This is a genomic window from Microcystis ichthyoblabe FBCC-A1114, from assembly GCF_050500245.1.
Classification (GTDB): Bacteria; Cyanobacteriota; Cyanobacteriia; order Cyanobacteriales; family Microcystaceae; genus Microcystis; species Microcystis ichthyoblabe_A.
Genome location: NZ_CP191408.1, coordinates 2,423,445 through 2,448,555, shown reverse-complemented (window position 1 = coordinate 2,448,555; position 25,111 = coordinate 2,423,445). Strand labels below are relative to the sequence as shown.

At 42.7% G+C, this 25,111-nt stretch carries 18 protein-coding genes and 5 pseudogenes; 10 read left to right on the top strand and 13 right to left on the bottom strand.

Annotation, left to right across the window (positions count from 1 at the left end; translation table 11 throughout):
* Positions 1-52: 52 nt before the first annotated feature.
* Together ACQY1Y_RS11785 and ACQY1Y_RS11780 are read right to left on the bottom strand one after the other, a co-directional pair.
* Positions 53-514 (bottom strand): DUF29 domain-containing protein, encoded by a 462-nt coding sequence (locus ACQY1Y_RS11785; RefSeq protein ID WP_430014629.1) that lies wholly within the window; start codon positions 512-514, stop codon positions 53-55.
* Between the two features lie 92 nt (positions 515-606).
* Positions 607-2,079, bottom strand: coding sequence for a phosphatidylserine decarboxylase (locus tag ACQY1Y_RS11780; RefSeq protein ID WP_430014628.1), 1,473 nt, complete (start codon positions 2,077-2,079; stop codon positions 607-609).
* A 526-nt stretch (positions 2,080-2,605) separates the two neighbouring features.
* Here ACQY1Y_RS11780 and ACQY1Y_RS11775 point away from each other — a divergent pair.
* A pseudogene (locus tag ACQY1Y_RS11775) lies at positions 2,606-2,786 on the top strand (hypothetical protein).
* A gap of 86 nt (positions 2,787-2,872) precedes the next feature.
* Positions 2,873-3,982 (top strand): annotated as a pseudogene (locus ACQY1Y_RS11770) (IS4-like element ISMae7 family transposase); the annotation flags it as partial.
* A 78-nt stretch (positions 3,983-4,060) separates the two neighbouring features.
* Here ACQY1Y_RS11770 and ltrA read toward each other — a convergent pair.
* The gene (gene ltrA / locus ACQY1Y_RS11765) at positions 4,061-5,827 is read right to left on the bottom strand and encodes a group II intron reverse transcriptase/maturase (protein ID WP_430014672.1); all 1,767 of its coding nucleotides are present in this window, start codon (positions 5,825-5,827) and stop codon (positions 4,061-4,063) included.
* Between the two features lie 482 nt (positions 5,828-6,309).
* Here ltrA and ACQY1Y_RS11760 point away from each other — a divergent pair.
* A pseudogene (locus tag ACQY1Y_RS11760) lies at positions 6,310-7,352 on the top strand (IS630 family transposase).
* 378 nt (positions 7,353-7,730) lie between these two features.
* Positions 7,731-8,033 (top strand): annotated as a pseudogene (locus ACQY1Y_RS11755) (IS4 family transposase); the annotation flags it as partial.
* Between the two features lie 148 nt (positions 8,034-8,181).
* On the opposite strand, the gene ACQY1Y_RS11750 reads toward ACQY1Y_RS11755, so the two are convergent.
* Positions 8,182-9,294 carry a DegT/DnrJ/EryC1/StrS family aminotransferase gene (locus tag ACQY1Y_RS11750; protein WP_002734534.1) on the bottom strand — a complete coding sequence of 371 codons (1,113 nt, stop codon included), beginning with the start codon at positions 9,292-9,294 and terminating at the stop codon, positions 8,182-8,184.
* A 127-nt stretch (positions 9,295-9,421) separates the two neighbouring features.
* Here ACQY1Y_RS11750 and ACQY1Y_RS11745 point away from each other — a divergent pair, with 127 nt between their 5' ends.
* Positions 9,422-10,198 carry an ABC transporter permease gene (locus ACQY1Y_RS11745; protein WP_002734326.1) on the top strand — a complete coding sequence of 259 codons (777 nt, stop codon included), beginning with the start codon at positions 9,422-9,424 and terminating at the stop codon, positions 10,196-10,198.
* Positions 10,199-10,286: 88 nt separating this feature from the next.
* On the opposite strand, the gene ACQY1Y_RS11740 is transcribed toward ACQY1Y_RS11745, so the two are convergent.
* The gene (locus ACQY1Y_RS11740) at positions 10,287-11,303 is read right to left on the bottom strand and encodes a type I glyceraldehyde-3-phosphate dehydrogenase (RefSeq protein WP_002731954.1); all 1,017 of its coding nucleotides are present in this window, start codon (positions 11,301-11,303) and stop codon (positions 10,287-10,289) included.
* A gap of 371 nt (positions 11,304-11,674) precedes the next feature.
* The gene (locus ACQY1Y_RS11735) at positions 11,675-11,995 is read right to left on the bottom strand and encodes a DUF3155 domain-containing protein (RefSeq protein WP_002732265.1); all 321 of its coding nucleotides are present in this window, start codon (positions 11,993-11,995) and stop codon (positions 11,675-11,677) included.
* A gap of 388 nt (positions 11,996-12,383) precedes the next feature.
* Here ACQY1Y_RS11735 and ACQY1Y_RS11730 point away from each other — a divergent pair, with 388 nt between their 5' ends.
* The 4 genes from ACQY1Y_RS11730 (at position 12,384) to ACQY1Y_RS11715 (ending at position 17,088) form a co-directional block, all read left to right on the top strand.
* Positions 12,384-13,640, top strand: coding sequence for a GAF domain-containing sensor histidine kinase (locus ACQY1Y_RS11730; RefSeq protein WP_430014627.1), 1,257 nt, complete (start codon positions 12,384-12,386; stop codon positions 13,638-13,640).
* Positions 13,641-13,759: 119 nt separating this feature from the next.
* Positions 13,760-14,134, top strand: coding sequence for a type IV pilus biogenesis protein EbsA (gene ebsA, locus ACQY1Y_RS11725; protein WP_103111116.1), 375 nt, complete (start codon positions 13,760-13,762; stop codon positions 14,132-14,134).
* A gap of 37 nt (positions 14,135-14,171) precedes the next feature.
* Complete coding sequence (locus ACQY1Y_RS11720) at positions 14,172-15,248, top strand: phosphotransacetylase family protein (RefSeq protein WP_193977943.1); 1,077 nt, start codon at positions 14,172-14,174, stop codon at positions 15,246-15,248.
* A gap of 40 nt (positions 15,249-15,288) precedes the next feature.
* Positions 15,289-17,088, top strand: coding sequence for an ABC transporter ATP-binding protein (locus tag ACQY1Y_RS11715; RefSeq protein WP_430014626.1), 1,800 nt, complete (start codon positions 15,289-15,291; stop codon positions 17,086-17,088).
* 24 nt (positions 17,089-17,112) lie between these two features.
* On the opposite strand, the gene aroQ is transcribed toward ACQY1Y_RS11715, so the two are convergent.
* The 6 genes from aroQ to ACQY1Y_RS11685 all read right to left on the bottom strand — a co-directional run bounded on the left by aroQ (position 17,113) and on the right by ACQY1Y_RS11685 (position 21,854).
* Complete coding sequence (aroQ, locus tag ACQY1Y_RS11710) at positions 17,113-17,568, bottom strand: type II 3-dehydroquinate dehydratase (protein WP_002734113.1); 456 nt, start codon at positions 17,566-17,568, stop codon at positions 17,113-17,115.
* A gap of 664 nt (positions 17,569-18,232) precedes the next feature.
* Positions 18,233-19,885 (bottom strand): DNA mismatch repair endonuclease MutL, encoded by a 1,653-nt coding sequence (mutL, locus tag ACQY1Y_RS11705; RefSeq protein WP_069475421.1) that lies wholly within the window; start codon positions 19,883-19,885, stop codon positions 18,233-18,235.
* A 504-nt stretch (positions 19,886-20,389) separates the two neighbouring features.
* Complete coding sequence (locus tag ACQY1Y_RS11700; protein WP_002734993.1) at positions 20,390-20,971, bottom strand: REP-associated tyrosine transposase; 582 nt, start codon at positions 20,969-20,971, stop codon at positions 20,390-20,392.
* A 132-nt stretch (positions 20,972-21,103) separates the two neighbouring features.
* Complete coding sequence (locus ACQY1Y_RS11695; protein WP_042790300.1) at positions 21,104-21,415, bottom strand: HepT-like ribonuclease domain-containing protein; 312 nt, start codon at positions 21,413-21,415, stop codon at positions 21,104-21,106.
* Complete coding sequence (locus ACQY1Y_RS11690) at positions 21,409-21,585, bottom strand: hypothetical protein (RefSeq protein ID WP_176721684.1); 177 nt, start codon at positions 21,583-21,585, stop codon at positions 21,409-21,411. Before ACQY1Y_RS11690 ends, ACQY1Y_RS11695 begins: the two co-directional genes overlap by 7 nt.
* Entirely contained in the window at positions 21,582-21,854 is a 273-nt protein-coding gene (locus ACQY1Y_RS11685) for a nucleotidyltransferase family protein (protein ID WP_430014625.1), read from the bottom strand. Before ACQY1Y_RS11685 ends, ACQY1Y_RS11690 begins: the two co-directional genes overlap by 4 nt.
* A 157-nt stretch (positions 21,855-22,011) precedes the next feature.
* Here ACQY1Y_RS11685 and ACQY1Y_RS11680 point away from each other — a divergent pair.
* Positions 22,012-23,226, top strand: a pseudogene (locus ACQY1Y_RS11680) (ISL3 family transposase).
* 313 nt (positions 23,227-23,539) lie between these two features.
* Here the strand turns inward: ACQY1Y_RS11680 and ACQY1Y_RS11675 are convergent.
* Positions 23,540-24,853 (bottom strand): tetratricopeptide repeat protein, encoded by a 1,314-nt coding sequence (locus ACQY1Y_RS11675; RefSeq protein WP_430014624.1) that lies wholly within the window; start codon positions 24,851-24,853, stop codon positions 23,540-23,542.
* Positions 24,854-25,111: the final 258 nt, after the last annotated feature.

Sequence of the window (25,111 nt, the reverse complement as noted above, 5' to 3'; positions counted from 1 at the left end):
TAAATTACTTGTTGAGATACAGATACCCGTTGAGGCGGTATAACCGTTAAATTTACGGCCAATCCTGACTCGTATCGCAGAGGAAATGGTCGGCCATGATGTTCTCGAAGGTGAAGGGACAGTGAGAGGGAAAAGTCCGTATCGGTAAATCCGTGTCCCGCAAAGCCAAATCCACTCCGGCCTCGAAAGCATCGGATAAAGCCGTCGGTATCTGGGATTTTAAACTAGGATTACCCTCTAGATGCCGTCTGATCCCTCGTCTCTGTTCTCTAATCGTCAAAAACCAACTACGAGAACGTTTATCTGGCTGATATTCCCATTTGAGAAGATGTCCTACCAAAACGGTTAGACGGCTCACCAGTTCTCGATATTCTTGTTTACCCAAGGAAATGATTTCCTCCCGTAAGTTTTGCCAGTCCAGAGCTTCTACCTGTCGGTTGGCCAGAGCTTTCGCTTGTAGCTCTGTCCACCCGTAGAAGTCCGATTCATACAGGGAATTGGCTTGATCTTTCATATTGGAACTTTTATTGGAACTTTACCTATAATGTCGGCTGGAAGGAACCCTAGAGATGACAGGTTCCGCCAGTATAGAACAGCGAAGCACGATCAAAACGACAGCAGTTTGGCGATATTTGAATAGGCGTACTGACTCCGCACCGGATAGTGAACACCTACCGTAGCCGTGATGTTGACGTTGGACTGACGCTCGAATACCATCACGATGTCGGAGCCGCCGAAGAGGAAAGTCGAGATCATCTCGCCCTTCGACACCGTTTTTCCCACCACCTCCTGGCGTACCTTCTCGTTGATCAGTGCCACCTGCTCATCATAAGATCGCCCCTTCTTTTCCTGTTGGGTAAGACGGATAAGTTCCTGCGTCCCTGGTTTGACGAAGACAACGGAGGATACTTGTGCCATTCCAATGGGCAGCACGGCGATCTTGCCGATAGCGGTTTCCAGGACAAAAAGCCCACGGCACTGCACAAACTGATAGTCTGTGGCATCCTGTGCATCCAGATAACGGTGCGGCATGGCCACGTTGGCCAAGGATGAGTTTTCATCGGCACGTCCCTCAGCATCGAGTAGGTCAAGTTGGACATCCAGGTAAACCTGTCCTGGGATAAATTTGGCCTCAATTATCCTGCCCGCTGCCGGGGCGTGCTGCCGGTGATAGTCAAAGACATTGAGAAAGCTGTGGACGAAAATGCCGCCCTCGAAATCCTGGGCATACTTGGAACCCTTTAACAGTTCCGGGATAGGCCATTCGACGTGCTTGACCACGATTGAGGACTCTGCGGGCATCGGCTCGCCCACCCGAGTGGTGATAGTCCATTGGCCGACAAAAGTGGACTCGGCTGGGAAGACGATAATCCGAGGATCGTCTGGCTGGGCGACTGGGCGCTGTCGATCGATATCCTTGAAAGTTCTGGAAAACCACTCGTTGAATGTCTTGTAGTTCTCGATCCCGTTTTCGCCCCCATTGTAGTCCTGGTAGGTATATTCCGGCCCGAACTTATAGGTTACGAGATGGTTGGCCGATTCGGGTGTGTCGAGAAATTCGCCCCATTCGACCGCAAATTCCCGAAGCCAGAGGGATAGCGGTGTGAGAGCCTCGCCGGTAAAGGGAGCGATCGGGCTTTGCAGGGAGACGAGTTCGGGTTGGTTGAAGTAGTAATAGAACTGCGTCAGGTGCAGATAATCTGTGCGTTCGTGGTAAATGTCGCCCTGCCATTCCCAGACCCGCAACCCGGGGATCCACGTTACCAGGGCATCGATGTAATAGTAAAATTGGTAGAGGTTGTGTATCCGATCGAGTTCGGGGATGCGCTGTTGTCTTATCTTCAAGATCGCGCTCTGGAAGGCTCCCCCATAGGCGTAATCGTCGATGAGCTTTTTAAGTTTCTTTGTGATCGGCTGCTTCGGCTCGTACACTGCGCTATCGGGGGGTAGCTCTTTAAGGAATTTCGGCCCCTGGGGGATTGACGATGAAACTCCCTGCTCGTTCAGGTGCTGGGCCTCCCGCGCCGACACCGCTTTCCATTTCAACCGGCCATAACTCTGGTTGTGATTTGTGTTCATGCCATTTTCCCCTTGTTGAATATCAAACTATCTATCTAAAATCTCCACAGACAGGGCCGACATTCCGCACATCTTCATATACTTTTATATATTTTTACATTCCCCAAGATGTTTTGACAAAAAACCTTCATTGTATAAACTACTATTAAGAACATTTTCAATAATTGATTTTTTCTGAGAAAAAAATTTACAATTCTTCACCTTAATAAAAAATCCATCATTGTAGCTATAATCCTGATTGGCAAAGGTTTGTCAGCAATAGATTAGTAAAAATTATCAATTGAATGTTAAGAAGTGCAGAAAGTGGGTCTAATTGCCTGAGATAATATTAGGTCGATGTCTATACCTAATACTAAATCCGTTGAGTATAGGCTACATATCAGGATAGGCACTCATGCAAAAGGAAGAATAAATAATCAGTTTTTAATAACCAAATTTAGGAAGTAGGTAGGTGTTAAAAGTTGTCAGACACCCCCCTTAATAAGCTATCCATTAGTCAGATCTTTCTGGTTCTTCGGTTTGTGTTATGCAATGGACGGGGGTTATAAGGGATGAAACCCTTATAGAAACAGACATTACCGCAATTTTTGTCAATTGTTTGCGATCTGGAGCGAACTAATCAATTAAATCTCTTGCCAGATAAGGATTTAGTCGATTTATGCCCCCCTATCGAACCATACCAAGTAACGAAGAACCATCTTTCTTAACAAAAAGAGAAGAAACTTAAAAAAAGGGGAAACGATTGATAGGTATAGTTTTGAAAGAAGGAATTAAGGTGGAGGTGAGCAAAAAAATGGAGAAATGGGCAGCCCAAGAATTACAGTATGCAGACCTAGGGGACACCAGAAGAAAGAAAAGGTTAATCAGTATCGTAGAAAACTTGGCCAGCCAACCTAGTACAAGTGTGCCACAAGCTTCGGGAAATCTAGCCGCAGCGAGTGCCACCTACGACTTTTGGAATTCCCCCTATTTTCACCCCTCAGATATAATTGCCGCCCAAGCCAAAAGTACAGTAGAAAGAATCAAAGAACATCCAATAGTTTTGGCAGTGCAAGACACAACAAGTTTAGACTTTACGACGCAAAAAGCCAAAAAAGGAATGGGTTATCTAGATTATAAAAAATCCTTTGGTCTCAAAGTTCATACCACCTTAGGAGTGTCAGCGCAAGGAATACCTTTAGGACTGATTAATCAATATGTCTGGGCAAGAGAAGAAAAGAATTTAGGGATTGCCAAGCAAAGAAAAAAAAGAGAAACCGAAGAAAAAGAAAGTCAAAGATGGTTAGATTCTTTGTCAGAAACACAACAACAAATACCCGAAGAAATTCAAGTAGTAACAATCGGAGATTGTGAGGCAGACATATTTGATTTATTTGCCCAATCAAGAAGTCCTAACTCTCATTTATTAATCCGAGGAACTCATAACCGAAAAGTTAACTATCTCGAAGACAAGCAAAAGTCAGGGCATCCAGAGCCTAAATATTTACATCAATCCATCAGAGAAATAAAAGCCTGTGGTAGCCTAGATGTGCAAGTAAAACGCAATCCTAATCACGAGGCTAGACTAGCTAAACTAACAGTTAGATTTGCCAGTTTTGAAATACAAGTACCTAAGCATCACTCGAAAGCGAACCCTCGTCAACCGGTCAAATTACAGGTAATTTTAGCTGAAGAAGAAAATCCGCGTCCTGGAGTTAATCCTATCAGTTGGCTCCTCTTAACTAGCCTAGACATTAGTAGCTTTGAATCAGCGATAACCTGTGTGCGCTGGTATAGTTATCGCTGGTTAATAGAACGCTATCATTTTGTTTTAAAAAGTGGTTGTGGATTAGAAAAACTGCAATTAGAAACGGGTCGTAGAATTGAGATGGCCTTAGCTACCTATTCAATTGTAGCTTGGAGATATTAGGGGTCGAGAAGGTCGTCACCGACCTCCCCTCCCATTCAGAACCGTGCGTGAGACTTTCACCTCACACGGCTCCTAGTTTGACTGTTCCCTTGTTAAGGATACAGCTTGACTTCCTTTGGTTAACCTTGTATTATCTAGGTTGACTGTTGATGTCAAACCAGATGATTTTAGGCTTCCATCAGATGCCGATTTATCATCGTGACAGTGGCGGTGTAGTAATTGAAGGTTTTTATATTCATCCTTTCCGCCTAAGCTGAGAGGGTGAATGTGGTCAACTTCAATTAAATCCGATGGTGTGAAATACTGCCCACATCGGCTACACTTGCCTTGTTGCTTCTTAAGTAGTTTGGCTACTCTTGTCGGTGTGTCGATTGCTTGTCCTCGTCTGGTCGCCCAGTAAGTCCAATTTCCGTCGTAAGGTGAAGTTTCGGGGCGTACTAGGGTATGTCTGACAATTGGTGTCCAATTATGTTGCCATAAATGAAGACCATCTTTGGTCTTAAATAACCAAGATTCTTGCCTTTCTTTCCCATTGCTGAGTTTAACTGTACCCGGTCTAAAGTAGTTTCTCAGCTTTTCGTGGTTTGATTTACCGCATCTTGATACTGTCCATGCCCTTAACATTAACCAGATTGTATTGTCTAGTTTATTGAAGGTATCTGTGGATACTACTCCTGAGTAGTAGTTAGCCCAACCTCTAATGATTGGGTTTAAGTGACTAATCAGGGCTGATTGAGGTGCTGTTTTGTGTTTTTTGATTACACCTTTAATCGCTTCTGTGTGGGCTTTAACTGCTTTTTGGCTAGGTTTAATATGTGTTAGAAATGTTTTGGGTATTCCTTTATATATTTTCCCAGATTTGTACTTTCCTGTTGGATATTGTCTGATATTGAATCCTAGAAAATCAAAACCGGGTTCTTCAGTTTTCCCATTGTACTCAATGGGGTTGAGTGTATGAGACACTCTGGTTTTTTCTGGTTTGAGTTCTAATCCAATTGGTTTTAACCATTCAGAAATGGCAGTTTGGCACTGTTCAATGATTTCGAGTGATGGTGAAATCACCACAAAGTCATCGGCGTATCTTATTAGAACAGCTTGAGTTTTACTACCCTTTTTGGGGAATAGTGTTTCAATTAATCTTGCCATTCCATCCAGTGCGATGTTGGCTAGTAGTGGACTTATTACCCCTCCTTGGGGTGTCCCTGTTTCTGTTTCTTCAAATACGCCATTATCCAATACTCCTGCTTTGAGCCATTGTTTAATGTCTCTTTTCAAGGCAGTGGGACAATGAATTTTTGACAGTAGGAAGTTGTGATTAATTCGGTCAAAACACTTGGCAATATCAGCATCTAATACGAAGTAGCTACTTTTATTGATGCTAAGGTATATCCTCGATATTGCATCATGGGCAGACCTTCCGGGTCGAAAACCGTAGCTGGTTTCTTCCATTTTTGACTCCCATTCTGGTTCGAGTGCCGATTTAATCAACGCTTGTCTAGCTCTGTCTTTGATGGTTGGTATTCCTAGTGGACGTTTTTCATCCCTGCCGGGTTTAGGAATCCATACCCTTTTTAACGGTTTTGCTTTAAGTTTTCCCTTGATTTCTTCGGTTAGATTTAGCCTTTGCTCTGGGGATATTGCTATCACTCCATCGACTCCTGCTGTTTTCTTTCCTTGATTATCTTGGGTTACTTTGCGGCCTGCTAATAGACGAGCGTAGTATGATTTCACCAATAGACGTTGCAACCTTCTAACCTTTGCATCCTGTCCCGATTTAGCCGCTTGGTATATCCTCTTTTGGAGCTTGAAAACATATCTTTGGATTTTACCCCAATTGATAGCTTTCCATACATTCGTAGTCTTAGTGGTTTTCGGTTTCCCGAACCCTTTACCTTCTCAAGGGTTTCGTCATATAGACTCCTACTAGACTCTATCCTTACAATCAAACCGTAACCTGTGAGCATATCCCGACTATTACCGTCAGGCGTTGGCTTTTGGTTACATCTCACACCCTTGAAGGCTTGCGCTTACACTTGTCACTACTGAGTATTTCGACCGATACTCAGAGCCTGAAAGGGCTTATCACGTTCCGTTTATATGGGCATTCCATCTTTAGATTTGTCCTATCCATCGGGGTACTTTTAAAGGTCTGTGTAAGTGAGTTAGTAAATTCCTTACTTTTCCCCTTGTTCTTTTGAACGCAGTGTATCAACCTATTTCACTACTAGCTATACTTTGCACGGTTATAACTTGCATTTTTTACTCAAAGACAATAATATAGTTCAAGAGTCATAATTAGAAGCAAAGCACTCATTAAAAACATGATTAACCTAGAATTCACGGAAGAAGAAAAGAACTCACTGTATTATGAAAGATTTCATCATCCTCATCCCCGGGTTCAACTGAAGATGGAAGTTCTCTGGTTAAAAAGCCAAAAGATACCGCACAAAAAAATTTGTCAGTTAGCAGGAATCTCGCCAAATACCTTATTAACCTATCTTCGAGATTATCAAGAGGGCGGAATAGAAAAATTAAAAGAAATCAACTTCTATCGCCCTAAAAGTGAATTAGAGTCTCAAAGAGAAACACTCAAAAAATATTTCGAGAAAAATCCACCAGCCACAATAAATGAAGCTGTATATAGAATAGAAGAATTGACAGGGATAAAACGAAGTCCTACCCAAGTGAGGAAATTCTTAAAATCCTTGGGAATGAAATGTTTAAAAATAGGTTCTCTTCCTTCTAAAGCTGACCCAGATGAACAAGAAGACTACAAAGAAAAAAAGCTAGAACCCAGACTAAATGAGGCTAAAGAAGGAAAAAGGGCTGTTTTTTTTGTTGATGCCGCTCACTTCGTCATGGGAGCATTTCTCGGTTTTGTTTGGTGTTTTGAGAGACTTTTTGTTAAGTCACCGAGCGGGCGTAAACGCTTCAATGTTTTAGGAGCATTAAATGCAATAACTCATGAAGTTATTCTAGTTACTAATGACACTTATATTACGGCAACTCAAGTCTGTGAACTTCTTGAAAAATAGCTGCTTTAGGACTAATGATTCCCATCACTCTAGTCTTAGATAATGCCCGCTATCAGAAATGTAAAATTGTTGAAGAATTGGCTCTTTCTTTGTCAATAGAGCTACTCTATCTGCCGTCTTATTCGCCTAATCTAAATTTAATTGAAAGGCTGTGGAAATTTGTCAAAAAGAAATGTTTACATGGTAAATATTATGAAAACTTTTCTGACTTTTCTTCAGCCATTTATGAATGTCTGAATGATGCCCATCTGAAACATAAAAAAGAACTGGATTCCTTGCTGACTCTACGATTTCAGAAGTTTAATAAATCTCAGATTATGAACGTCTAAAGTATAATTACGATGGTTCAGGTCGGACATTCGGTTCACACCTAATCATGGATGGTTGGCAGTGGTCTCGATTCTGGTGTTAGGTTACACCTCGGAGCCTTCCGTTCCCCGCTTCAGTCCCAGAATTGTGATTTCTGAATCTGGGGGTGGCTATCGCCGTTACTCTCACCTTTGTAACAATTTGTGAATAATTGTTACAAAGTGTATTGACCTTGAGTCCCTTTGCCTAGTTTGGTATCGCATTGATACTAAACGTCGGGACATATAAACAGTTATAAGGCTGGTCTGGGTTGACCTCTTAGATTCAGTCAGGGGACTGAAGACCTTACTAGGCGGTTATTTCGGGCATTTCAGCTCTATTTCATGCCTAAACGTTTCGCACTACTTTGGTTAACCTATCAAGCACGCTTACACGGAGAGGAGAGTTGTGAAAGTTTTTTGGAAGAACATGAATGGCAATCTTTGTGTGCCACTATTCATAAAAAGAGTCCGCCACCTGAAAAGCCGCCCTCCTTTCGAGAAGCGGTCAGAATGATTGCTTCTCTTGGGGGGTTTTTAGGTAGAAAAGGTGACGGTGAACCAAGTGTTAAAACTATTTGGTTGGGACTGCGAAGGTTACATGATATCAGCCAGACTTGGAAACTATCTCATCAAATTAGTCCCCCCATAGAACCCCCTTGAGCCATCTTGCACACTTTTCTCTTTTTGTCAAATTTTATGTTAAGAAAGATGTGACTAATGGATAGCCTTATCAAGGGGAGGAATCTGACAATTTTTAACACCTACCTACTTAATTCATAATTCATAATTCATAATTCCCACTGATAACTTAGGAACTATGCAAACAATCTTTCAGCGCGTAGGCTACCTGTTGTTGTTCCTCGCAGCTTAAATCGGGGAACATAGGCAAAGATAACACTTTTTCACTGGCCAATTCAGCCATGGGTAAATCACCTTTTTTATAGCCTAAATACTGATAAACCGGCTGTAAATGTAGGGGAATCGGATAATAAACCATGGATAGGACATCTTTTTCCTGCAAAGCTGCCCGAATTTGGTCACGATTTTCCGTTAGGATTGTGTACTGATTCCAAACGTGCTTACCTCCGGCTAAAGCGGTAGGTAAAGTGATATTAGGCAAAGGTTGCAGTAATTCCCGATAACGTTGGGCAATCTCGATCCGTTGATTATTCCAAAAATCGAGATATTTTAGCTTAATTTGCAAAATAACCGCTTGAATGGCATCTAAGCGGCTATTGACACCGATTACCTCATGAAAATAACGCACCTTGCTCCCATGTTCTTTAACCATGCGAATTTGTGCCGCTAACTCGGGGTTATTGGTGGTAATTGCGCCACCATCGCCACAACCGCCTAAATTTTTGGTGGGAAAGAAGCTAAAACAGCCAATATCGCCGATACTCCCCACTTTCTGCCCATGCCATTCTGCTCCCGTTGCCTGCGCGCAATCCTCGATTACAAATAAATTATGGGAACGAGCGAAATTTACTACCTCAGACATATTGACAGATTGCCCAAAAAGGTGTACTGGGATAATCGCTTTAGTCTGGGGAGTAAGCGCTTTTTCCAACAGTGCCACATCGAGGTTAAAAGTATTAATATCGATATCGACAAAAACCGGCACTGCCCCGACTAAATTAATCGCTTCGGCGGTGGCAATAAACGAAAAAGTGGAAGTAATTACTTCATCCCCCGCTTGAATACCGAGGGAGCGCAGTGCCAGATAAAGGGCATCGGTTCCCGAATTACAGGCGACACAATCGCTAACACCATGATAGAGGGCAAATTGTCGTTCTAATTCGCTCACAGCTTCACCGCCAATATAGCGCCCAGAACGGAGGATTTCTAACACGGCATGGTTAGCTTCTTCGCTGATGACTTGGTATTGACGGGATAAATCGACGGGGGGAATTGTACTCACGCGCTTTCACTCAAAATTAGAGACTAATCGGGATTTGTTGGGGAAAAGAAGGAATAATTAGTCAAAAATAATTATAAACTTGCTATTTATAGATTAAGTATTGTTGTAATTTGTTTCTTTTATTTTTATGGATGGATTAGTAGAACTAAATCTGGTGGATTTGGGTTGGGCTTTGGGGATGATGGGTATTTGTTTAATCCTCTCCCGTTGGTCAAATTTAGCTCTAGAGGGCCAATTATTATTGGCGACTGGTCGATCGATCCTGCAATTATTAGTGGTAGGCTACGTTATCGCCTTTATTTTTTCCCTGGATAATCCTCTAGCCGTGCTGGGGATTTTGGCAGTAATGATGACTATCGCGACTATTGTTGCTAAAAATCGCATTGATAGCCGAGATAAAGGCTTATTACCCCTAGTTTTTGGCTCTTTATTGATTAGTAGCTGTCTAACTTTAGGTTATGCAATCGCTTTAATTATTCAACCAGAACAATGGTACTCACCCCAATACTTGATTCCCTTGACGGGGATGGTGTTAGGCAATGCCATGAATAGTGCCTCTTTAGCCGGGGAAAGATTAAGCAGTGCCATTAAAAGTCACCGTTTGGAAATCGAAACCCATCTTTGTTTAGGGGCAACCCCTCAACAAGCGATCGCATCTTACCAAAAAGCAGCGATTCGAGCTAGTTTAATACCCACCCTCAATCAGATGATGGTGGTGGGTTTAGTCAGTTTACCCGGAATGTTCACCGGACAGGTATTGGCAGGAAGTGAACCTTTAAACGCCGCTTCCTACCAGATACTGATCCTGTTTATGATTGCCCTAGCTAACCTAATCACCGCTCAATTGGTGACAGAGGGAATCTATCGGCGCTTTTTCGGTGAGAATTTATCACTTATCAGTTAACAGTTATCAGTTAGTCAGTTATCACTAACCACTCCTGACTCCTAATTAACGCCCACTGTTCACCGATTACAGTTGACTGATCACTGATTTAGCCTTTCCACTTGCTGGCAACGACTTCAGCGAGATCAACCACCCGTTGGGAGTAACCCCATTCGTTATCGTACCAAGCGATAACTTTCACCATATCGCCACCCATCACCATGGTGAGACTAGCATCAATGATCGAGGAGGCATCAACACCGCGATAATCAGAGGAAACGAGGGGTAAATCATTATATTCGAGAATTCCTTTTAAAGAATTTTCCGAAGCTTCTTTGAGGACTTCGTTTACCTGTTCCGCGATCGTGCTTTTTTCCACTTGCGCCACTAAATCCACCACAGAAACGTTAGGAGTGGGTACACGCAGAGCGATACCGTTAAGTTTCCCTTTCATGTCCGGGATAACTAAGGCTACAGCTTTAGCGGCACCGGTGGAGGTGGGAACGATGTTAACGGCGGCGGCGCGAGCGCGACGCAGATCCCGGTGACTAGCATCCAGAATCCGTTGATCACCAGTGTAACTGTGGGTGGTGGTCATCGTCCCTTTGATGATACCGAAGTTTTCGTGAATCACTTTGACGACAGGAGCAAGACAGTTAGTCGTACAACTGGCATTGCTGATGACATTGTATTTATCGTGTTCGTATTCGTGAGCGTTGACACCAACTACATAGGTTCCCACTCCCGAACCTTTACCCGGTGCGGTAATGAGGACTTTTTTAGCTCCTGCGACAATATGCTTAGAAGCGCCCTCTTCATCAACGAAAACACCGGTAGCTTCGATCACTAAATCTACACCCCATTCTGCCCAGGGCAGATTGAGGGGATTGCGATCGGAATAACATTTAATGGTTTTACCGTTAACAATTAAAGAATTATCATCGGCATCGATATTAGCGTTAAGTTTGCCTAACATCGAGTCATACTTGAGCAGGTGAGCGTTACTCCGGGGATCTGATGTATCATTGATCCCCACTACTTCTAAGCCACTATTAGTCCGTCCTAACCAACATCTTAGGAAATTACGTCCAATCCGTCCGAAACCATTGATCGCTACTCTAATCACTGCTGCTTGCCCTCTACGTTCTAGTGCAATACATAAAAAAATAATTAATGTTCCCAATCATACCTTAAAGGTTGAACTTTACGATCCTGATCGAAAATAATTTATTACCTCAGCAATCCTATCGGGTTTAAATGAGAAAATTTAATTGATTAAAGCGATTTAAAGCCAAAATTAGCCTAAATAACCCCTAAAAGATTCTCATAACCCCATTCCCTCCTTAGCTGTCCGCCTTTTCGGTAATCAGATGTGAGTTTTCAGTTTACTGATTACTGATCACTTAAAGGTCCCCGCTCCTCTTATCCTCAAAAAAAACTCGTTTACTTTTCCGTAAACGAGTTCACTTTCCATGATACGATTAATAGTCCTTTGAGTTATTTGGCAACTGCTACCGGTGCTTTGACGGGCTGAGGCTGGGGCTGCAGATCGCGCAAGCTTGGGAAAAGGAAGTGGTTTTCCTCCACATATTGCGCTCCAAACAGTCCTTTTTCAGCCCAGAAATAGCGATCGGTTGTATGCTCGTTACGCTTAACAACCAATAAAGCTGGTGGGCTAATGCCTATAGCTTGAATATACTTACGCGCCGCAGTTACGGGTTTATCTTCGCCACTTTCAATACTATACTGGGGTACAAGTTCAAGTATCTTACGTCCTTCTTGACGACGGCGACTCTTACGTTTCCGTTTTCTGGCCAACCCAATTACCTCCTGTTTTGGCTAATCGTTGTAATGATAGTTACAAAAGCCGTAGCGATTATATCCCTTCTAGATCGAGAAATCAAGTGTCCCTTAGAAAGCCAATTACGGACAAGTTTGACCGGAAGCTAGACTGGGACTATGTTTAAGTTTTTCTGACAAAAACACAGCCCCAAATCCCGATACAAAACTTATTATTTTTAAACTTTTTTTAATATATACCGTGATCCACCCCGAAAACAGTGACCAAACCCTTATCCTAATTGCTTTTTACTGGCTGCACCCGACCCAAGGAGAGAGTCATTCTCTCCCCTGTCAACTGGGAAATAAAACTCGTAACCCTAGCTTTATCAAGGTTTTCTGATTTTTTACTTTTTACTTTCTTAGTATGCCCTTCTCCTCCCCCTCCCGGACTCCCCTGAGTGATGATTTTATTGCCCTGTGTCAGACACAGATGGAACTTTTGCGAGAGCAAATGGAAACGGACAGAAGTGCGGTTTATTTAACTGAACCTTTATCGAGTAATTTAATTCCAGTCGTTGTTTATCCGCCTTTTAATCCCCCTTCTCCCCAAAAAAAGCGGCTTTCCTTACAACCGGGGCAACCGGCGGCTGACTTGTTAACTGCGGTTAAGTTAGAAGATTTATCCCACCTCTGGAGTAATCAGGAGACCGTCAGCGGTCATCGCTTGTTTTTACCCTTAATGTATGAAGAGGGCATGATCGGATTATTGGTGACAACCAGAGAAAAACGACCTTGGCAAAGTTGGGAATTAACCCAGATGGCAAAAATCACCCAAACCCTCGCTTTAGCCTGTGTACTCGATCGCCAATTGGGAGAAGAACGTTATTATCGACAATGGCAACGTCAGCGCCTCGATACTTTTCTCCATCAAATCCGCAATCCCCTTACCGCTTTAAAAACCTTTGGTAAACTTCTACTCAAAAGGCTTTTAGCCGAAGAAGGTAACGATCCTGCCATTACCGGTATATTGAGGGAAAGCGATCGAGTTCGGGACTTAATTGCCGAATTTGAGGCACAAATTCAGCAAGAAAGCGAAAATTACCCCACCGTCGATATTCCTCTCCTGCAAGCGCAATCTTCCCCCACCACCTTTCTCTTACCTGCTGGCAGCAGCCAACTAACTCCGATCGATCTCCATGATATTCTCGATCCGCTGCTCCTTTCGGCCCAGGCTGTAGCCAAAGAGAGAAATCTCAGTCTAGAAACGATTCACGGGGAAGACATACCACTTATTCGGGCCAATATCCCCGGTTTGCGGGAAGTATTCAGCAATTTAATTGATAATGCTCTCAAATATACTCCTGCTGGCGGAAAAGTCACCGTCGAGGTAAAAAATGTTAAGAATAGTGTAGAAATTGTTTTTAAAGACACGGGTTATGGTATAGCGAGGAGTGATCAAGAAAGAATTTTTCAACGTCACTACCGGGGAGTGCAAGCAGGGGGAGATATACCTGGTACGGGATTGGGTTTAGCGATCGCCAAAGAATTAATTACCAGCATGGGGGGGACGATTGAATTTATCAGTCCTAATCCCGATCCAACAAGTTCCCCTTACCCCGGCACGGTTTTTCGGGTTAGTATGCCAGTTATAGCCGATGATCACCTCAGTAGAGAAAGCTGATCTAGCCGTAAAATCTGCCTATTTTCTTGATCGGGAGATTATGGGGGCGTTCGGTTAAAATATAGGGAAAATATCATTTTTACTGGTAACTTGGCTGTGAACCAAAGAATTGACTAATTATGCCGACGATCGAACAATTAGAACCCGCTAATAAGGCTGATGTGTTAGTATATATGCCCTACTATGCCAAGGACAAACATAGTATCTTGCCCTATGCGATCGCTTTGTATCAAGGAGGATCTTTAGAAGGTCGTCGTCACATAGAAAATAGCGAAGGGATTCCCTTTGTGGCCTCTTGGTATGTATCAAAATTGCCCTCGGAATTGACCCGTTGTCGTTTACAATTTGAAGGACAGGCCGACCTAAGCTATGAAATGACGATTCTTAACGCCGAGTTGATCGAGTATCTCATCGGTGCAATTAAAACCTTTAAGCAGCTAGGTTCGGCCGACTTTTCGCAGGGATTTTATCGGAAACTGCTGCAATTTGAATGATAAAAGTCGGGATTTTACGGGTTAAAAGGAGCAAATCGTGGCCAAATCAGCCAAATCTATACTTATCTCTTCCCTGGAACCCCTCAGTGGTAAATCGGGAACTGTCGTCGGGTTAGCGCATCTCTTGCGACAAAAAGGACTAGAGATAAGTTACGGCAAACCAGTGGGCAATTGTCCGGGATACGTCGATGGGCAATTGGTCGATGAGGATGTAGAATTTATTCGGCAATTATTAGAATTATCCCCGGAGCAGCTGCGTTTACCCCTGATCTACACTGATGCGGATTCCGTTGCTAAACGTTTACAAGGTGTAGATCAACAGGACTACGGCAATATTCTTGCTGGTTATCTCGATCGAGTTAACAGTGATATTATCCTCCTCGAAGGGCCGGGGACTCTCTGGGAAGGCAGTATTTTTCAGTTATCGATGGGGGAGATGGCCAAAATTCTCCAGACTCCAATCCTATTGGTGGCCCGCTATAGTTCTCCCCTAATTGCCGAGAGTCTGCTGAAAGCAAGAGAGGAATTAAATAATCAGCTGCTGGGGGTAGTGATTAGTGATATCCCGGAAGATGATTGGGAGGAAGTACAATCTCTCCTGAAACCCTATTTGTCCCGCCAAGGAGTGGAAGTTTTAGGACTGTTACCTGCTAGTAAATTATTGCGTAGTATTAGTGTTCGGGAAATTGTCCATCTTTTGGGGGCCAAAGTATTATGTCGTCCCGATCGTTTAGATTGGATGGTAGAAAGTTTAGCGATCGGGGCGATGAATGTCAACGCCGCTTTAGAATATTTTCGCAAGGGGGAAAATATGGCCGTGATCACGGGCGGCGATCGCACAGACCTCCAGTTAGCTGCCCTAGAAACTTCTACCACCTGTTTGATCTTAACTGGTTCTATCTCTCCAGATCCCCTAATTTTGGGACGGGCCGAGGATTTAGAAGTACCGATTCTCTCGGTAAATTTAGATACTCTCAGTACCGTGGAAATCGTCGATCAGGCCTTCGGGAAAATTCGCTTACAGGAACAGGTAAAAGTCGCTTGTATTCGCGAATTAATGGGGGAACATTTCCAAATCGATCGCCTGTTAGAAAAGTTAACAATAGGGGCGTAATTTCTCCCCTGCTGCCCAGAATTTCATGGGAAATCACTTCATGAGTCTATCATCCTCCCCTGTGTCATCTCCGGTCAAAGAAAATGACTGGAGCTTATTATTAAGATTACTTCCCTACGCAAAAAAGCAAAAAGCCCTGCTATTTTGGTCATTAATACTTCTTTTTCCCCTATCTCTGACGGGGGCGATCCAACCCTTAATTATCGGTCAAGCGGTTTCCCTTTTGCAAAAGGAACAAACCTGGGGGTTTTTGTCTCAAATGCCCTTAACAGCAGCCATTAATACCCTAATTATTATCCTGTCGGTTTCGATTATTTTACGACTGATTTTAGGGACAACACAAGGTTATCTAGTGCAGAAAGTCGGTCAGTCAATTACTGCTAATGTCCGGGAAGATTTATTTAGTCATGTTACTTCCCTTTCCTCTAGTTTTTTTGATCGCTCTCCCGTGGGACGTTTAGTCACTCGTTTAACCAGCGATGTGGAAGCATTAGGAGAAGTTTTTGCTAGTGGGGCGATCGGAGTTGTCAGTGATCTGGTCAATATTTTAGTTATTATCCTCACCATGTTTACCCTGCAATGGCAATTAGCTCTATTGTTGGTGTTGATGTTATTTCCTGTCACTGCTTTAATTATCTTTTTTCAAAAACAATACCGTAGGGCTAACTATCAGGTACGCGAGCAATTATCAAAACTTAATGCCCAATTACAGGAAAATGTAGTCGGAGTTAATATTGTTCAATTATTTCGCCGCGAACGCTTTAACGCTGAAATGTTTCGCGCTACCAATACTCAGTATCGTCGCTCCCTAGATAAAACAATTTTTTATGATTCGGCCGTCTCAGCTACGTTGGAATGGATCGGATTAATTGCCGTGGCAGGAGTATTATGGTTAGGGGGTATTTTTATTCTCCAAAAAACCATTGATTTTGGGGTTTTATCGGCTTTTATTTTATTCTCCCAACGTCTCTTTAATCCCCTGCGTCAGTTTGCCGAAAAATTTACCATGTTTCAATCGGGTTTTACTGCTATTGAACGCATTGGGGAATTAATGAGTATTCCCATTGAAATTACTGATTCTAACAATTATAAAGAGATTTCTTTCCCAGCAAAACTTAAAACTGGCGAGATTATTTTTGAAAATGTTTGGTTTGGTTATAAACCAGATGAATATATTATCAAAGGTCTCAATTTTACCATTAATCCGGGGGAAAAAGTCGCTTTAGTCGGTCCCACTGGTGCGGGAAAAAGTTCGATTATTCGTCTTCTCTGTCGTCTTTACGAACCAAGTAAGGGCAGAATTCTAGTGGATGGTATCGATATCCGTTATCTTCCCCAAGCGGAATTAAGACGTTATATCGGTGTGATTCTCCAAGAAACTTTTCTCTTTGCTGGAGATGTGACTCGCAATATTACTTTAGGAGAAAATTATGATTTTGAGCAGGTGAAGGCAGCGGCTAAATTAACTAATATCGATCACTTTATCGAGGAGTTACCGGATGGTTATCATACTCTTTTACGCGAACGGGGCGCAAATTTGTCGGGAGGACAAAAACAATTACTCGCTTTTGCGAGAGTCGCTATTCGTAACCCTGAAATTTTAGTTTTAGATGAAGCTACTGCTAGTTTAGACGTGGGGACAGAAGTATTAATTCAAGAAGCTTTAGAACAGATTGTAGTCGATCGTACTGCTATTATTATCGCCCATCGTCTCTCCACTATTCGCAATGTCGATCGAATTCTTGTCCTGAAACGCGGGGAATTAGTCGAATCGGGAACCCATGAAGATTTATTAACTAAAGACGGCCTCTACGCTAGTTTATCGAAAATTTGGGTTTAAAAGCCCGAAGTTCCAGCATTTGTCTTAAATTTTCCCATTCTTTTGCAAATAATCGACTAATGCCCATAATCCTAAGCGATAACTTTCGGCCCCAAAACCGCTAATCTGTCCGATAGCTATATCGGCAATGTAGGAATGATGACGAAAAGACTCGCGTTTGTAAATATTGCTTAAGTGTACTTCCACACAGGCGATTTTTGTGCCTAAGAGTGCGTCGCGGATGGCGATACTGGTATGAGTATAAGCTGCTGCATTAATCAAAATACCGTTATGCTGACCCCATGCTTGCTGAATCCAGTCCACTAATTGCCCTTCCTGATTGGACTGGTGCGCGGTTAAATTCACCCCTAAACGGGTAGCTTCTTCGCTTAAAAACTGGTTAATCGCTTCTAAATTGATGTTACCGTAGAGATTCGGCTCTCTTTTCCCCAATAGGTTTAAATTCGGTCCGTGTAAAACCAGAATGCTTAGTTTATTCACCACTGTCTTCCCTATCATCACCAGAATTAATCTTATCTCGATCAGGGATTATTGCCTATCAACAGCATTTTTGCCGTTAGGGTAATCAGACTAAATCCAGTTATTATAGCGTTTTTCAGTCTGCTGAGGTACAAAAGTTATGGGTTTTAGGCACTCATGCAAGAGGCAAAAGGCTAAGGGGAAGAAAAACAGGTGTACCTCACTAGCTTAGGAAACGCTATAAAAACTGATTATTTATTCTCCGTTTTGCAGGAGTGCCTCTCCTGATATGTAGCCCATACTCAACGGATTTAGTATTGCTTGCGATTCTATCACTCAATCCAAGCTTTTGGGGGGTGGAACCCCCCAAACCCCGAAGCGCATTAGTTTTTCGGTGGGATGCTTACACGCAGCTGCTGATACATCTGTAATAATTTGAGAGTCATTCCCCTTGCAGCAGTGCCTTTCCTGATATGTAATACCATTTCTCTAAATGAAAACTACACATCGAATTTAAGTCACCCTTTTTAAGGGGGATTTAGGGGGATTAAATTTCTGTAGTCAGACTTTGGAGAATTGGTATAAGTTAAACTTATCACACAGAACCTAGAAGAGCCCAGAGAGGGGAGAGGAGAATAAATAAAAATAATCTCCTGAATCCCGACTCCTGAATCCTGATAACTGATTAAATGCCGTGACTTTTGCCGATTACCCAATGACGCCGGAAGAAGCGAGCGAGCGAAGTTTCTTCTAAGGATAAGTAAATCGGTCTTCCGTGGGGACAAGTGCGGGGATTACGAGTATTTTGCCAATCATCGAGTAAATTCTGCATTTCTTCTAAACTTAAAGCTGTACCGTTGCGGATCGCACTACGGCAAGCGGTAGCAACCTGAGCGGTTTGTAAATCGCCCCCTAAACTTAATTCTAGTAAAGCATCAGCCCGATCCTCCCGTTCTTTTAGTAGAACAGGAATACTACGAATTGCCCAAGAGCGATCGCCAAAACTAGCAACTTCTAATCCTAAACGTTGTAATTGTTCGATTTGTCGAGTAGTTAACTGATTTAAGATGATCGGAGTATCTAACGGCACGATTTCCCAGTTATCCTCTAAACGTTCGTACAAAACCCGCTCATGGGCAATATGTTGTTCCACTAACCATAATCCGTTAGGATGTTCGGCAACTATATAAGTTTGGTGAATTTGAGCTAATGCCTTTAATTCCAGCCGATTTTTCCTGGATTTCTCCCCTATTATATAGGTGCTTTTTTCTTCGGCAGCCTTGAGAATTTGACTGACGCGCTGATTTTGCGCTTTTTCGGGTATATGTTCGGGATTTAGTCCTAAAGCCTTGTCTATGGCTGAAATTATCTGTTCTTGCCAAAAAACGAGGTTATGCAGGTATATTTCCGCTTTAGCTGGGTGACGATTCCAATCGATCGAACGAGGGTTAAGATGTAGATGGAGAAAACAAACGGGATAGCGATCTTTAGGGACTGTACGAGCGAAAGCTTGAAATATTGCCTGTTCTAACTCGGATGAGCGCACCATTCGCCCATTAACAGCAATTTTAACCCAATTCGGTTGATGGCGAGAAATGCGATCGGGCAAACCAATGACTAATTCAATTTGGGCAGATTCTGCGTCAGGAGTCGTTAAGTCAAGTTTTAGGGCTGCTAAATCGTTAAAATGCAGAGATTTAACTAATTGCGGTAATATTTGACTGGCATCCTTACCCGGACTAATGCGTAACCAATCTTGATGATCTTGGAAAACCTGCCAAGTAATTTGGGGATGACAGAGAGCAAAATTATGAATTAAAGTCTGTATATCCTTTAATTGTTTGTTAATTGACGGTAAAGCTTGACGACGCACAGGAAAGTTACCAAAGAGATTTTCTACCGTGACGATAGTGCCGATAGCTATAGGAATCGTTTCTAAATTATCCGGCTCACCCTGGTGATTGTAAAGACAATAACAACCTAAATCACCGTCATGGCGACTGGCAACCCGCAGACGCGCCACCTGTGCGATACTGTGCAAAGCTTCACCACGGAATCCGAGACTGGTAATCTGCCAAAGATCCTCCCGTTGGCGGATTTTGCTGGTACTGTGGGCATAGCTACACAGTTGCAAATCTTCTCTAGACATTCCCCTACCGTTATCCGATACTTGTATTCGCCAATTTTGGGGAGATATATCGATGGTAATCCTATCTGCCCCCGCATCAATGGCATTTTCGACTAATTCCCGCACCACAGCGCCTAAAGAGTCGATTACCTCTCCTGCGGCAATTAAATCGATTACGTCTTGGGGTAAAACTTGTATGGGCAAGGTCATCAATTAATGGTTTTAGCCAAGGGCAAACTCGATATATTGTCGCACAGGGGGTGCATGATTAAGGACTCCGCTCCCTAGCAATTTATCGGCGATCGCTGCTTCCTTGCCATCCCGCTGCACCGATCAAATATAGCGATAGTCCTGGAGCAAGTCCAATGAGTTATACCAATTCTCCAAAGTCTGACTACAGAAGTTTAATCCCCCTAAATCCCCCTTAAAAAGGGGAACTTAAAGGGGGATTTAAATTCGATGTGTAGTTTTCATTTAGAGAAATGGTATTAGGTTGACGTCAGGAAACCCAACAATAGACCCAAGGAAACCCAACAAAAAGATTCAGACGGATTTAGGTGTTGGGTGTTGGGTTTCGTTCCGACGATCCAACCTAGAAAACGAGGCGATCGCTCTATTCATAGCCAATCGGCGCCGGAAAGATGATTTCTTCATTTGCGCCCCAGTCAATCTGATAGATTTCTGGCTCTTCTGGTTTCTGTGTGGAAACGAGGTCTATACTGATAGTTTCTTCGACAAAATAGTCCTAAAAGTGTTACCCGATAAGCATTTCACGATTCCATAAGCAAAAATTATCACACAAAGTCGAGAAGAGCCGATTTCTTGTTGAACATAACGGTGAAAACTGGAATATTCCCAAGCTGAAGGAGCATTAACTAATCGATGTTTTACGGGATTATAATGAATGTAATCTACATGAAAAATGAAATCTTGCTCGTTTTTTATTAAGTGTTCCCAGAACCGTCTTTGCCAGATAGTTTGTTCTTTTTTATTCTCTCTCGAAGTAGTCATGTTTCCGTAATATTGTGAATCGCAGTTACGACTAAAATAGCTTTTTATTAAACGCCAACGAGTGGAAAAATTGGCATCACCTTCGGGTAAAGTCCAAATGCAGTGCAGGTGGTCGGGTAAAATGAAAATGGCATCGATTGTGAATGGGTGACGTTGCATAACGTAGCGAAATGCTTCTCGCAAGAGGGAGATATTTTCTGGTTCGCACAAGAATTTTTTACGCTTGTGAGTGACAAGAGTAAAAAAGTAAGTTCCTCCCTCAATTTTTGCCCTTCGATACTGCATAATAAATATTGATTATTCTGGCGCATAATCCCCCTTGTCGGTTGGATTGACCAAAGGAAAACCCAACAAAGCATAACTGGTGGATTTGTTGGGTTTCCTTGCGTCAACCCAACCTACAAAATTAGACTTTGATTAAGTATTGACTGATTCTAGATGCCTTAAAATCTGTTCTCTTAAATTATCCAAATAATTCTCTACCACATCCCAAACTGTATTAAGGTCAATTCCTCCTAAATAATCATGTACTAAAATATTCCTAAAACCAGAAATATTACGCCAGTCAACATCGGGAATATTTGCCTTTAATTCCTCCGAAAGCCGTTGAGTTGATTCTGCCAAGGTTTGTAAGCGTCTAATGATGGCATCGCTGATCATTGAATTAGCAAAAAACTCCTGTTTTCCTCCTTGGGAATACTCCTTAATTTTATCAATACAGTCTAAAATGTATCCAAGATAAACTTGATCGGCTCTTCTGGTTTCTGTGTGGAAACGAAGCCTATACTGATAGTTTCTTCGGCAAAATAGTCGTAAAAGTCTTTCTCCGTCAACATTTCACGATTCCATAAGCAAAAATTATCACACAAAGTCGAGAAGAGCCCTTGATCTTCATTCATAACTTAATTGCCTCCTTTAAAATTCGCTGTTTAATTAGATGATGAAGGCTTTTTTCAGTTACTACATCCACTTTACACCCTAAGAGATCCTCTAAATCAACTAATAATCCACCGGGAAACCAAGGGGATGTTTTAGCTAAATCATAATCAATTAAAAAATCAATATCACTATTTTCGGTTTCCTCACCTCTAGCAACGGAACCAAATACACGCACATTAAAAGCACCATGTTTGGTGGCAATTTTGGCTCTTCGGGAATTGTTATGCAAATAATTAACTTAAAATAAAATTCGATGAGAGTACCTAAGCTCAAAAGTAGCTGAAATCCATACAGGGAAGGACTTAAGGCACAAACAGGTTAATGCCAAAAGATAGACAATTGAGTTAAGATTTGATATAATTGCCAAAAACGAGATTATTTTACTTATGATACTTGACAAATTTTTGAACCTACAAGGAACCTGTATTCAAGGCTATCGACACCTAGAAAATATCGGTATAGTTTGACCAGTCGAATCGAAAAATCAAAAAGCAATCTGTCCTCGTTGTGGGTTAGAGAGCGATAAACTCCACCAAAATCATCGACATTTAGTCAAAGATTTACCAATCTCAGGTCAACCAGTGTACCTACAAGTTAATCGTCGTCAATTTAAGTGCGGTAATTGTCAGAAACCCTTTAGCGAAGAGTTAGATTTTGTCGCCAAGAAACGAACCTATACGAAAAGACTAGCCGAGAATATACTCGAACAATTAAAAGAAGGAGATATTTTAAATGTTAGCCGAAGAAATGACGTAACGGAAGAAGAGATTCAAAGAATGATAGAGGACATAGCTGAAGAAATTACAGAGACAGACCTATCGAAATTAAAAAGACTAGGAATTGATGAAATCGCTCTAGTCAAAGGACAAAAAAATTACTGTGCGGTTTTAGTAAATTTAGATACGGGAAAACTAATAGCTATTCTAGAGAAGCGAACACAAGAAGAATTGAGGGAAACGCTTACAGGGTGGGGAAAAGAGGTGTTAGAGCAAATTGAAGAAGTCAGCATAGACCTTTGGTTGCCCTATAAAAATTTGGTGAAAGAATTGATGCCATCGGCCGAGGTAGTCGCCGATAGATTCCATGTAATGAAACAAATTAATCAAGAGTTAGACGAACAAAGAAAAGCAGAAAAAAGAGCCGTATAAGCGCAGAGAAATAAAAAACAGAAAGCGGAAAAAGAAGCGAAGCTAGAAGTTTTAAAGCGAAGTAAATATAGCTTGTTAAAAAATGAAAAAGATTTAACGGAAACCCAAAAAATCAAACTAGAAGCTATCAAAGAAAATTTCCCAAATTTGAAAAAGATGCACGAGTTAAAGGAAGAATTTAGAAAGATTTATGAAACCTCAGAGAATCCGACAGAAGGACTGCTATCCATCTCGGACTGGTTGGCAAAATCCTCCAGTGTTTTTACCAAGAGTTGTCAAACAATCCGAAACTGGTTTGGAGAAATCATTAGTTATTTCGAGCGAAGGACAACGAATGGGATGGTCGAGGGAATCAACAATAAACTTAAACTAATAAAACGGAGAGCCTATGGCTTTAGAAACTTTCGGAATTTTTGGGTTAGAAGTATGTTGTCTTGGCATCTTGTATGTTGATTTAGCATAAAGAGTAACGAAGAGCCGCAATTTTTAGGATATCCTCTCGTTTGTCTTGTATGAGTTGTTTTAGGGTCATAAAATAACATCCATCGCGAAGGTTTTTAATGAACAATTAACAGACTAGACTAGAAAAAACTAAATACTGATAACAATTATCCTAGGTTGAATTGACCCAAGGAAACCCCACAAAAAGCCATGAGAAGCGATCGCCTATTCAGACGGATTGAGGTGTTGGATGTTGGGTTTCGCTCTCCCCTAAAATTGAGAGGTTTTCTTTAACCTATTGATTCGCTCAACCCAAGAAAAAGGACTAGACCGCGCCTAATAGCCGTAGGGCTTCCATAATCTCTTCATATAACGCCGTGTTTCCTTGCTGGCGGAACAGTTCGGCGGCTTGTCGGAAATCTCTGATCGCTTTTTCCGTTTCTTGTCGAGAGTAATAAAGAACCCCCCGATTGGCGTAAGCCAGGGCCAATTGGGGATTAATGTTGATCGCCTGATTGTAATCGGACAGGGCGAGGTCAGGTTTCCCCTGTTGTTGGTAAAGATTCCCCCGATTGATGTAAGCTTCGGCCAATCGGGGATTAATGTTGAGCGCCTGATTGAAATCGGACAGGGCGAGGTCTGGTTTCCCCTGTTCTTTGTCAAGAAGCCCGCGATTGTTGTAAGCCTGGGCATCTCGGGGATTAATGTTGATTGCCTGATTGAAATCGGACAGGGCGAGGTCGGGTTTCCCCTGTATGGCGTACAGAACCCCCCGATTCAGATAACCATCGGCATCTCGGGGATTAATGTTGAGCGCCTGATTGAAATCGGACAGGGCGAGGTCGGGTTTCCCCTGTTCGCCGTAAAGAAGCCCCCGATTGACGTAAGCACGGGTGTCCCGGGGATTAATGTTGATCGCCTGATTGTAATCGGATAGGGCGAGGTCGGGTTTCCCCTGTCCGGCGTAAAGAAACCCGCGATTGTTGTAAGCCAGGGCCAATCGGGGATTAATGTTGATCGCCTGATTGTAATCGGACAGGGCGAGGTCAGGTTTCCCCTGTTGTTGGTAAAGAAGCCCGCGATTGAGGTAAGCCTCGGCGTATCGGGGATTAATGTTAATCGCCTGATTGTAATCGGATAGGGCGAGGTCGGGTTTCCCCTGTCCGGCGTAAAGAAACCCGCGATTGTTGTAAGCCAGGGCCAATCGGGGATTAATGTTGATCGCCTGATTGTAATCGGACAGGGCGAGGTCAGGTTTCCCCTGTTGTTGGTAAAGAAGCCCGCGATTGAGGTAAGCCTCGGCGTATCGGGGATTGATGTTGATCGCCTGATTGTAATCGGACAGGGCGAGGTCGGGTTTCCCCTGTCCGGCGTAAAGAAACCCGCGATTGTTGTAAGCCTCGGTATAGTTAGGATCGAGTTCGATCGCTTTGGTGAGTTCAGCGAGGGCGAGATCGTATTTTTCCTGTTGGATGTAGTCAACTCCCCGGTTATAGTGGCCGATCGCGTCTTGATTGTTCCCTTGAGCGATCCCGGTTTCGGCTGGTTGTCGGCTCTCTAGCGCCATGACGGGGCGAACAGTCGCGAGGGTGGAAAGGCTGATTAGGCTAAGGGTGGTAAGAAGGGCAAAGGATTTCATGGCTAGTTCCTCACTGGGGATGATTTTAAATTCTACTTAGGGTTGGCTAAAAAAGTTTTTACTGGGGGCAGGGTGTGGGGTGTAGATCACGCCAAGGGTTGGCAGTTTTTGATTGCAAAAAAGCCTAAAAATATTATCCAACAAGGTTTTTAGATTTATTCAGCCAGCCCTACTTATACTAAATCTGGTTATTAAAAACTGATGATTTATTCTCCGTTTTGCCTCTTGCCTCTTGCTTCATCTCAATAAGCAATTTAA

Bases quoted from the DNA above. Each gene is read 5' to 3' on its own strand.
- ACQY1Y_RS11730 (WP_430014627.1), top strand. From the start codon at position 12,384: ATGCCCTTCTCCTCCCCCTCCCGGACTCCCCTGAGTGATGATTTTATT.
- ACQY1Y_RS11785 (WP_430014629.1), bottom strand. From the start codon at position 514: ATGAAAGATCAAGCCAATTCCCTGTATGAATCGGACTTCTACGGGTGG.
- ACQY1Y_RS11780 (WP_430014628.1), bottom strand. From the start codon at position 2,079: ATGAACACAAATCACAACCAGAGTTATGGCCGGTTGAAATGGAAAGCG.
- ebsA (WP_103111116.1), top strand. From the start codon at position 13,760: ATGCCGACGATCGAACAATTAGAACCCGCTAATAAGGCTGATGTGTTA.
- ACQY1Y_RS11690 (WP_176721684.1), bottom strand. From the start codon at position 21,585: ATGAATGAAGATCAAGGGCTCTTCTCGACTTTGTGTGATAATTTTTGC.
- ACQY1Y_RS11715 (WP_430014626.1), top strand. From the start codon at position 15,289: ATGAGTCTATCATCCTCCCCTGTGTCATCTCCGGTCAAAGAAAATGAC.
- ACQY1Y_RS11745 (WP_002734326.1), top strand. From the start codon at position 9,422: ATGGATGGATTAGTAGAACTAAATCTGGTGGATTTGGGTTGGGCTTTG.
- mutL (WP_069475421.1), bottom strand. From the start codon at position 19,885: ATGACCTTGCCCATACAAGTTTTACCCCAAGACGTAATCGATTTAATT.
- ACQY1Y_RS11675 (WP_430014624.1), bottom strand. From the start codon at position 24,853: ATGAAATCCTTTGCCCTTCTTACCACCCTTAGCCTAATCAGCCTTTCC.
- ACQY1Y_RS11700 (WP_002734993.1), bottom strand. From the start codon at position 20,971: ATGCAGTATCGAAGGGCAAAAATTGAGGGAGGAACTTACTTTTTTACT.